Annotated in this window: 6 protein-coding genes; 5 read left to right on the top strand and 1 reads right to left on the bottom strand. The window is 71.9% G+C overall.

Translation table 11 applies throughout. From position 1 onward, the window contains the following. The coding region (locus tag BT364_RS38240; RefSeq protein ID WP_218172488.1) for a type I polyketide synthase at positions 1-3,962 on the top strand (3,962 nt) is incomplete at its 5' end. Between the two features lie 148 nt (positions 3,963-4,110). Here the strand turns inward: BT364_RS38240 and BT364_RS41250 are convergent. Next, positions 4,111-4,368, bottom strand: a complete 258-nt coding sequence (locus BT364_RS41250) for a DUF5988 family protein (protein WP_143166627.1) — start codon at positions 4,366-4,368, stop codon at positions 4,111-4,113. Between the two features lie 222 nt (positions 4,369-4,590). On the opposite strand from BT364_RS41250, the gene BT364_RS38235 reads away from it, so the two are divergent. From BT364_RS38235 to BT364_RS38220, 4 genes are all read left to right on the top strand, one after another. After that, positions 4,591-5,634 carry a helix-turn-helix transcriptional regulator gene (locus BT364_RS38235; protein WP_072489737.1) on the top strand — a complete coding sequence of 348 codons (1,044 nt, stop codon included), beginning with the start codon at positions 4,591-4,593 and terminating at the stop codon, positions 5,632-5,634. Positions 5,635-5,704: 70 nt separating this feature from the next. Beyond that, entirely contained in the window at positions 5,705-6,967 is a 1,263-nt protein-coding gene (locus BT364_RS38230) for an FAD-dependent oxidoreductase (protein WP_072489736.1), read from the top strand. A gap of 140 nt (positions 6,968-7,107) precedes the next feature. Then, a complete protein-coding gene (locus BT364_RS38225) occupies positions 7,108-7,878 on the top strand; it encodes a thioesterase II family protein (RefSeq protein ID WP_072489735.1) in 771 nt (256 codons plus the stop codon). A 172-nt stretch (positions 7,879-8,050) separates the two neighbouring features. Next, positions 8,051-9,900, top strand: a 1,850-nt coding sequence (locus BT364_RS38220) for a type I polyketide synthase (RefSeq protein WP_371268709.1), incomplete at its 3' end; no start/stop codon positions are given.

Below are 9,900 nucleotides of genomic sequence, written 5' to 3'. Positions count from 1 at the left end.
CGCGTACGGCGTTCGAGCACCGTGCGGTGGTGATCGGTGAGGACCGTGGGGCGCTGCTGAGGGCGGTGGCCGAGGGGCGGTCCGTTACGGGCGTGGTCCGCGGATCGGTCCAGGGTGGCCGTTCGGCGTTCCTGTTCTCGGGTCAGGGTTCGCAGCGGGCCGGGATGGGCCGGGAGCTGTACGAGGCGTACCCGGTGTTCGCGGACGCCTTCGACGCGGTCTGCGCCGAGCTGGACCGTCATCTCGACCAGCCGGTGAAGGATGTGGTGTTCGGCGGTTCGGAGCTGATCGACCAGACCGTGTACACCCAGGCGGGTCTGTTCGCGATCGAGGTTTCCCTCTTCCGGTTGCTGGAGCACTGGGGCGTGACCCCGGACTACCTGCTCGGCCACTCGATCGGTGAGCTGGCCGCCGCACATGTGGCGGGAGTCTGGTCACTGGAGGACGCGGCGGCACTGGTCGCGGCCCGGGGCCGGCTGATGCAGGCACTGCCTACCGGCGGAGCGATGGTCGCCATCCAGGCGACGGAGGCCGACATCCTGCCTCTGCTGACCGAGGGTGTCTCGATCGCCGCGCTCAATGGTCCGGACTCCGTGGTCATCTCCGGCGACGAAGAGCCTGTGCTCGCGATCGCGTCGGGCTTCGAGAAGACGAAGCGGCTGCGGGTCAGCCATGCGTTCCACTCGCCGCGCATGGAACCGATGCTGGCCGAGTTCAGGGCGATCGCCGAGGGCCTGGCCTTCCACGCACCGAAGCTCCCGATCGTCTCCAACCTCACCGGCGAACTCGCAGGCGAGGAAGTGCTGACCGCCGACTACTGGGTGGACCATGTCCGCCAGGCCGTCCGCTTCCTCGACGGCGTACGCCACCTCGAAACCCAGGGCGTCACCACGTACCTGGAGCTCGGACCCGGCGGAGTCCTCTCCGCCATGGGCCAGTCCTGCGTCACCGACGACGCCCACTTCCTCCCTGCCCTGCGCAAGGACCGCCCCGAACCCGAGGCACTGACCACGGCCCTCGCCGAACTCCACGTCCGAGGCAAGGCCGTCGACTGGACGACGTACTACGCCGACACCGGCGCCCAGCGCACCGACCTCCCCACCTACGCCTTCGACCGTCAGCGCTACTGGCTGGCGTCCTCGGGCGGTTCTGCCGGGGAGCCGGGCAATCTCGGCCTCGAATCGGCCGGGCACCCGCTGCTCGGTGCCATGACCGAGATGGCCGGTGCCGGCTCGGCGCTCTTCACCGGGCGCCTCGCTGCCGCCTCGCACGCCTGGCTCGCCGACCATGTCGTCATGGGCACACGGCTCGTCCCGGGCACCGCCCTGGTCGAGTGGGCCCTCCACGCGGGCGAGCGTGTCGGTGCCACCGTGCTGGAGGAGTTGACCCTGCACGCCCCACTCGTCCTGCCCGAACAGGGTGCCGTGGCCGTGCAGATCGCCGTGGAAGCCCCGGCGGAGGACGGCCGGCGTGTGGTTCGCGTTCACTCGCGGGCCTCCGCCGACATCGGTGGCGCCTGGGTCCCGCATGCCTCGGGTGTGCTGGCGGACGCCCCGGCGGAAGACGCCGAGGCCCTCACGGACTGGCCGCCGACCGGGGCCTCCGAGGTCGAGGTCGACGCGGTCTACGAGGAACTCGCCGGACTCGGCCTGGAGTACGGGCCGTCCTTCCGCGGCCTGCGTGCCGTCTGGCGGCGCGGCGACGAGATCTTTGCCGAGGTGGCCCTGCCGGAGGAGTTGCGCGACGCCGCGGACGGCTTCGGGCTGCATCCCGCGCTCATGGACGCCGCCCTGCATCCCATGGGCCTGGGCACCAGGGCCGGGCTGCCCTTCGCCTGGAGCGACGTACGGCTGCACGCGGTGGGTGCCGAGCGGTTGCGGGTGCGTATCACCCGGACCGGTCCGGCTGATCAGGAAAGTTCGGGCGCCTCGGTCGTGCTCGCGGACGGTACGGGTGCCCCTGTGGCCTCCGTCGGCTCGCTGGCGCTGCGGCCCGTGTCGCGGGAGCAGTTGGCGGCCGGAGCCCATGGTCCGGGGGGCGCGCAGCCCCTGTACCGGATCGGCTGGAGCCCGCTGGACGCGACCGCCGGAGCGGCCGATGGCGCGGACGCGGAGGTGGACGTCATCGAGGTGCCGGGAGCCGCCGACGGCGCGGACGCCGTGGGCGACGTACACCACCGGGTGACGCGGGCCCTGGAACGGTTGCAGGTGTGGTTGTCCGAGGAGCGACCTGAAGGTGCGCGGGTGGTCGTGGCCACTCGTGGTGCCGTCGCGACCGAGGGCGAAGCGGTGCGGGACCTCGGCGCAGCCGCCGTGTGGGGTCTCGTGCGCTCTGCCCAGTCCGAATACCCCGGCCGCATCGTTCTCGTCGACGCGGACCCGGGTCCGGACCAGGACCAGGACCCGAGCTTCGCCGCGCTCGCCGCTGTCGGCGAGCCGCAGCTCGCCGTACGTGGCCGACAGATCCACGCAGCCCGTCTGATCCGGACGGCCCCCACCGGGACCGACACCACCGCCGGGCGCCCGGATGTAGAGGGCACGGTCCTCGTCACCGGGGCCTCCGGCACGCTCGGCGGGCTGATGGCCCGGCACCTCGCCGGAGCCTGGGGCGCGCGGGATCTCGTCCTCGTGAGCCGGCGCGGTGCGCAGGCCCCGGGCGCGGCCGAACTCGTCGCCGAACTGGAGGCGCTCGGTGCCACGGCCCGCTTCGAGGCGTGCGACGTGGCGGACGGGCAGGCCCTTGCCGCGCTCGTCGGCGGAATTCGCGCCACGGGCCGGCTCGTCGGTGTCGTGCACACCGCGGGTGTCCTCGACGACGGGGTGTTCGGCTCGCTGACCGGGGAACGCCTCTCGGGTGTGTTCCGCCCGAAGGTCGACGCGGCCTGGCAGATGCACGAACTGACCGCGGACCTGGACCTCTCCTTCTTCGTCCTGTTCTCCTCCGTCTCCGGCGTGGTCGGGCAGCCCGGCCAGGCCAACTACGCGGCGGCGAACACCTACTTGGACGCGCTGGCGCAGTACCGCAGGGTCCGGGGGCTGCCCGCCACCTCCCTCGCCTGGGGGCCGTGGGCCGAGGGCGGCATGTTCGGCAGGATGAGCGAGGCCGACGTACGACGGCTCAGGCGGTCCGGGATGGTGCCCATGTCGTCGGCCGAGGGGCTGGAGCTGTTCGACACCGCTGTCACATCCGGTGAGCCCGCCGTCGTCCCCGTCCTGCTCGACCTGCCCGAATGGCGCCGTGCGGCTGCCGACAGCGGCGCCGTCCCGCATCTGATGCGGTCGCTCGTACGCGTCGCACCACGACGTGCCGCGAAGGACTCGGGCCCGGCCACGTCCGGGCAGTCGCTGCTGCCCCGCCTCGGGGCGCTGACTCCAGAGGAACGCCCGGCTGCGGTGCTGGAGGTCGTCACCTCGGAGGCCGCCGCGGTGCTCGGCCATGCGCCCGGTCACCGGATCAAGCCGCAGCAGACCTTCAGCGAACTGGGCTTCGACTCCCTGACGGCCGTCGAGCTCAGGAACCGGCTCGGCGCCGCGACCGGTCTGCGGCTGGCCCCGACGTTGATCTTCAACTACCCGACGGCAGAAGCCCTGGCTGCTCACGTCCTCGGCCTGGTGGCTCCGACCGCTTCCGGCACCGGGGGCACCGGGGCGGGCGGCCCCGGAACCACCTCGGCTCCGGCCGACCCGGGTGCGGAGCTGCGCCGGTTGGAGGAGGCGTTCGCCGCGCTCACTCCGGAGCGCGTACGGGAACTGGCCCCCGACAGCGACGCGATGGACGAGGTGGCGGACCGTCTGCGGGCCCTGGCATCGCAATGGCGCGAGGCCAGGGAGGCGCTCGCCGCCACGGCGGAAGACCTCGGCGCGCCCGACGGGGCCGGGCCGGAAGACATGCGTGAGGAGCTGGACTCCGCGACGGACGACGAGCTTTTCGCCTTCATCGACCAGCGCTTCAGCGCCTCCTGAAGTCGGCGCCTCTTGAAGCCGGCGCCTCTTGAAGCCGGCGCCCGGCTCAAGAGGGCGTCGGCTCAAGACGGCGCCTCCTGAACGACAAAGGGTCTGCCCCGCCGGGGACGGCGGGGCAGACCCGAAGGGGGCTGATGTGCGCGGTGGACTACTCGGCGATCTTGGTACGGCCGACCCACTGGAAGGTCTTGGGCCCCGGTCCGATCCCGGCGCCGGTTTCGGCCGCGGCGTCCAGGGGCGTGTAGTGCTCGTACCCGTTGCCATAGCGGATCTTGATCTTCTCGTCGGAGAAGATCACCTCGTTGTAGTCGGCCAGATTCACGGTCCCGGAAAGGTCTACAGGCCCTCCTTCGAGTCGGACGGGGTCCTTCGCCGTATCGGCGGAGAAAGCGATGATATTTGGCATGGGAACACCTCTCGTCTCTCGTCAGATTCTTCTTCGGACCCTCTGTTCCGGGCACCCCTGATTCCCCCCTATAGGGGGCCAGGGATTTGAGTAGGGGGCACCCTCTCCTGATCTCATGAGGGTAACTGTCGTTAATTCGTATGCCGTTCGGAGCGGAATCCCGGACGCCGGAAAAGGCTGGAAGGGAATCTTCTGGTGGAAACCTTGGGGATAGACGCCCGAATGCAGCCCGTGTACCGCGCGCTCCTGGAACGCAACGGCCGGCAGGCGGCCGAACTCGCCGGCCGCCTCGGCCAGGACGAGGACAGTGTCCACGAGGCCCTGGGCCGCCTCGCCGAACTCTCCCTGGTCCGCCGCCTGCCCGGCAGCCCCGCCGTCTGGACCGTCGTCGCACCCGAACTCGGTCTGGGCGCCCTCCTCGCCCGCCAGGAAGCCGACCTCGCCCGCCGCGCCCGGGAGGCGCACGAGAGCCGCGCCGCCGTCATGGAGCTGCTGGCCGCCAACGAGACCCGTCGCCCCGGGACCGCCGACGCCGGAGTGACCCGCCTGCGCGGCCCCGAGGAGATACGGCTCGGCCTCGACCGGCTCTTCCGCCAGGCCACCGGGGAGATCGCCTGCGCCCTGCCCGGCACCTCCGGACTCCAGCACGTCCTGCAGGGCGAACCCGACACCGCCGAACGCGCCCTGGCCCGCGGCGTCCGCATCCGCGCCCTGCACCTCACCGGCGCCCGCAACAGCGCGACCCGCAGCGCGTACGGCCGCCGGCTCGCCGACTCCGGCGCCGAGATCCGCACCGCAGCGACCGTGCCCGTCCCCCTGACCCTGGTGGACCGCTCCGTCGCCGTCGTACAGAGCGCCCCCGACGACGAGACGGGCACTTCCGGCGCCGCCGACCTCGTGACCTCCCCGGTCCTGGTGACCGCGCTGTACGCCTTGTTCGAACGCGAATGGGCCGCGGCACTGCCCGGCGGCGCACAGCCGCAGCGGCGCGAGAACGGGCTCAGCGACCAGGAACACGCGCTGCTGGAACTGCTCTGTGAAGGGCTCACCGACGAGATGGCCGCCCGCAGGCTCGGCGTATCCCTTCGGACCGTCCGCCGCACCATGTCCGACCTGCTCGCCCGCACCGGCGTCAGGAGCCGCTTCCAGATCGGCGTGGTCACCGGCGCCCGCGGCTGGACCGACGCCCCGCGCAGCGGCCTGCGCGCCGTAGCGGGCCCCCGCGCGGCCCCGGACGGGCCCCCGCCACAGCGTCGGACCGCCTGACCTTCCGTACACCCCCCGCAACCCACCCGCACAGGAACCACCACCACCGACCGACTCAGAGGGCAGGGACATGGCAGAGAAGTACGACGTGATCGTGGCCGGCGGCGGATCCGCCGGTGTCGCAGCGGCGGTCGCCGCCGCCAGGGCGGGTGCGCGCACCCTGCTGGTCGAGCGAGGACCGTGCCTGGGCGGCGCGGCCACCCTGCGCAACGTCCTCACGTACTGCGGGATCTACACCCGCGAGGACCCGCCCCGGCAGGTGGTCTTCGGCATCGCCGAGGAGGTCCTGGCGGCGCTGCGCGCCGAGGGCGCCGTCACCGCCCCCCAGCGCTTCAACGGCGTGTGCGTGGTCTTCGACCCCGAGGCCGTCAAACGCGCCCTCGACAGACTGTGCGCCGAAGCCGGTGTCGACGTACGCCTCTACAGCCACGTCGCCGAGGCCCGCCGCGACGGCCGCCGCGTCACGTCCGTCCGTATCGCCGACCACCACGGCATCACGGAGGTCACCGCCGACGCCTTCGTCGACGCCACCGGCGAGGCCGATCTCGCCGCCTTCGCCGGCGCCGCCGTCCGCTACGGCAACGACGGCATGGTCCAGAACGGCTCCCTGGGCGTCCGCTTCGGCGGCATACCACCGCACGCGGACGTCTCCCGCGCCCGCGTCTCCGACGCCGTCCACGCGGCCCGCGAGCGCGGCATCGGCCCACTGGTCTCCGCCAATGGACTCGTGGCCCGGCTGCCGCTGTCCGGCGACGTCATCGCGTACATCGTCGACGAGGGCTACGACGCCCGCGACTCCGCCGAGGTCAGCCGCGCCGAGGCCAGCGCCCGGATCCAGGCCCGCGCCTACCTCGAAGTCATACGTACGCTCCCCGACTGCGAGAACGCCTACATCGTCAGCACCGGGCCCGAGATCGGCACCCGCGAGTCCCGCCACATCGCCGGCCGCTACCGGTTGAGCGTCGACGAAGTCCTCGGCGGCGCCCACTTCGACGACGCCATCGCCGCCGGCGCCTGGCCCATCGAGTACCACCCGGCCCCCGGCGCCCCCTCCCAGTGGCTCTTCATCGACGACGACGGATACTTCGAGATCCCCCTCCGCTCCCTGTGGAGCGCCGACACCGACAACCTGTTCGCCGCAGGCCGCAACGTCGACGGCGACCGCATGGCGGGCGGATCCCTGCGGGTCATGGGCACGGCCTTCGCCACCGGTCAGGCCGCCGGCATCGCCGCCGCGCTCGTCGCCCGTGACGGCATCGCACTGAGCACCGAAGACGTACGCGGCGAACTGTTCCGCCAGGGCGCCCACCTTCCCGAGCCCGCTCTCACCTGACACCCGCGAAGCGGCCCCGACCCCTACCGGAATCCCGAATATAGGGGGAATACCAAGGACCGGAGGGGTTGGGGGAGCGGCCCCCAACTCCTACCTTCGTCATCAAGTGGCGGGAAAATCGGAAAGGACCGATCTCTCATATGGCTGTCCCGGAGATAGACCGCGGGCTGTGGATCCGCAATTTCCATGAAACGCCCGGCCGGAAGACCAGACTCGTCTGCCTGCCGCACGCCGGCGGTTCGGCTTCTTTCTTCTTCCCCGTGTCGCGAGCCCTTTCTTCCGGACTGGACGTCGTGGCGATCCAGTACCCGGGACGGCAGGACCGCCGCAAGGAGAAGTGCGTAGAGACCATTCATGAACTCGCCCGCCGCATCGTCGAGGTTCTCGACCCGCGGCCGGGTGGGCAGCCGATCGCCCTCTTCGGCCACAGCCTCGGCGCCACCCTCGGCTTCGAGATGGCCCGGCTGATGGAGGAGCGCGACGCCGCCCCCGTCCACCTCTTCGCCTCCGGCCGCCGCGCCCCGTCACGCCCCCGCGACGAGTCCGTGCACAAGCGCGACGACGAGGGACTCCTCGCCGAGCTGCGCGAACTGAGCGGCACCGACGCCCGCGCCCTGGGCAGCGAGGAAGTCCTGCGCATGGCCCTGCCCGCCATCCGCAACGACTACCGGGCCGCCGAGACCTATGTGTACGAGGAGGGGCCCGCCCTCTCCTGCCCCATCACCGTCTTCACCGGTGACAACGACCCCAAGGTCACCCTGGACGAGGCACGCGCCTGGTCCACCCACACCACCGCCGACTTCCAGATGCACACCTACACCGGCGGTCACTTCTTCCTCACGGACCACCAGCCGGCGATGCTCAGCACGATCTCCGACCGGCTGGCACCCGTCGCGGCCCCCGCGACGTAGCAGACGCAGCAGACACGACAGACACAAGGCACCGAAACGGGCGGGCGGTGTGGCCGGAGAGGCCGCTCTCCGCCCGCTTTCGCCGTCCCCGCCCCACGCCCTCAACGCCTGCCCGCTCCGCGGGTGTTGATCCATGAACTCCCAGCTCGTCGGTACCCGGACAGGTGACGCTCTGATGGCGAACGAAGACAAGCTCCGCTCATACTTGAAGCGAGTCACGGCTGACCTGCACGAGACCGGCGAGCGACTGCGCCGGGCCGAGGCGAAGGACCGCGAGCCCATCGCGATCGTCGGCATGAGCTGCCGCTACCCCGGTGGCGTGGCCGACCCCGAGGACCTGTGGCAGCTCGTCGCCACCGGCACCGACGCGGTCGGCGGCTTCCCCACCGACCGCGGCTGGGACACCGAGAACCTGTACGACCCCCAGGGAGCCCAGCCCGTCACCCCCGGGATGAGCGCGGGCGGATTCCTCCACGACGCGGGCGACTTCGACCCCGATCCGTTCAAGATCTCGCCGCGCGAAGCGCTGGCGATGAACCCCCAGCAACGCCTCCTGCTGGAAACCGCATGGGAGGCCATCGAGCGGGCGGGCATCGACCCGGCCTCCCTGCGCGGCAGCCGGACCGGCGTCTTCGCCGGCCTCATGTACCACGACTACGCCGCCCAGCTCGCCGACGCCGATGTCCCCGACGGTGTGGCCGGCCTGCTCGGCATCGGCAACATCGGCAGCGTCGCCTCCGGCCGCGTCGCGTACACCTTCGGCCTCGAAGGCCCCGCCGTCACCGTCGACACCGCCTGCTCCTCCTCCCTGGTCGCCCTCCACTTCGCCGTCCAGTCCCTGCGCTCCGGCGAGTGCACGCTCGCCCTGGCGGGCGGCGCCACCGTCATGGCCACCCCCAGCGCCTTCGTCGACTTCCAGCGCCAGGGCGGCCTGTCGTCCGACGGCCGTTGCAAGTCCTTCGCGGACGGCGCGGACGGCACCGGCTGGTCCGAGGGCGTGGGCATGCTCCTCGTCGAGCGGCTCTCCGACGCCCGCCGCAACGGCCACCAGGTGCTCGGCGTGATCCGCGGCTCCGCCGTCAACCAGGACGGTGCGTCCAACGGCCTCACCGCCCCCAACGGACCCGCGCAGGAACGCGTCATCCGCCAGGCCCTCGCCAACGCCCGCATCCCCGCGGCCGAAGTCGACGCCGTCGAGGCCCACGGCACCGGCACCACCCTCGGCGACCCCATCGAGGCACAGGCCGTCATCGACACGTACGGCCAGGACCGCCCCGCCGACAGGCCCCTGCTGCTGGGCTCCCTCAAGTCCAACATCGGCCACGCACAGGCAGCCGCGGGCGTCGGCGGCATCATCAAGATGGTCATGGCGATGCGCCACGGCGTGCTGCCGCGCACCCTGCACGCCGAAACCCCGTCCACGCGAGTGGACTGGTCGGCGGGCGCGGTGGAACTGCTCACCGAGGCCCGCGACTGGCCGGAGGTGGGCGACCGCCCGCGCCGCGCGGGAGTGTCCTCCTTCGGAGTCAGCGGTACGAACGCCCACGTCATCCTGGAACAGCCCGAGACGGCGGCGGCCCCGGAACCGGCCTCCCCGCAACACACTCTCCCGGCCGTCCCGTTGATCCTGTCGGCCAAGACCCCACAGGCCTTGACCGGCCAGGCAGGCCGCCTCCTCGACCTGGTACGCGACAACCCCGCACTCGCCCCCGCCGGCCTCGGCCGGTCCCTGGCACTCACACGAACCCACTTCGACCACGGTGCCGCCGCCGTCGCGAGCGACCGCGAAGACCTCCTGCGCACCCTGGAGGCGCTGGCCGAAGGCCGCACGGCCCCGGGTGTGGTGCGCGGCTCGGTCACGAGCGGGGACACGGCGTTTTTGTTCTCGGGTCAGGGGTCGCAGCGGGCCGGGATGGGTCGTGAGTTGTACGAGGCGTACCCGGTGTTCGCGGATGCGTTCGACGCGGTGTGTGCGGAGCTGGACCGGCACCTCGACCGACCGGTGAAGGATGTGGTGTTCGG

Origin of the sequence: Streptomyces atratus (assembly GCF_900119365.1) — a bacterium.
Lineage (GTDB): Bacteria > Actinomycetota > Actinomycetes > Streptomycetales > Streptomycetaceae > Streptomyces > Streptomyces atratus_B.
Note: the sequence above shows the minus strand (reverse complement) of the source record. Positions and strands in the feature narration are given on the sequence as shown.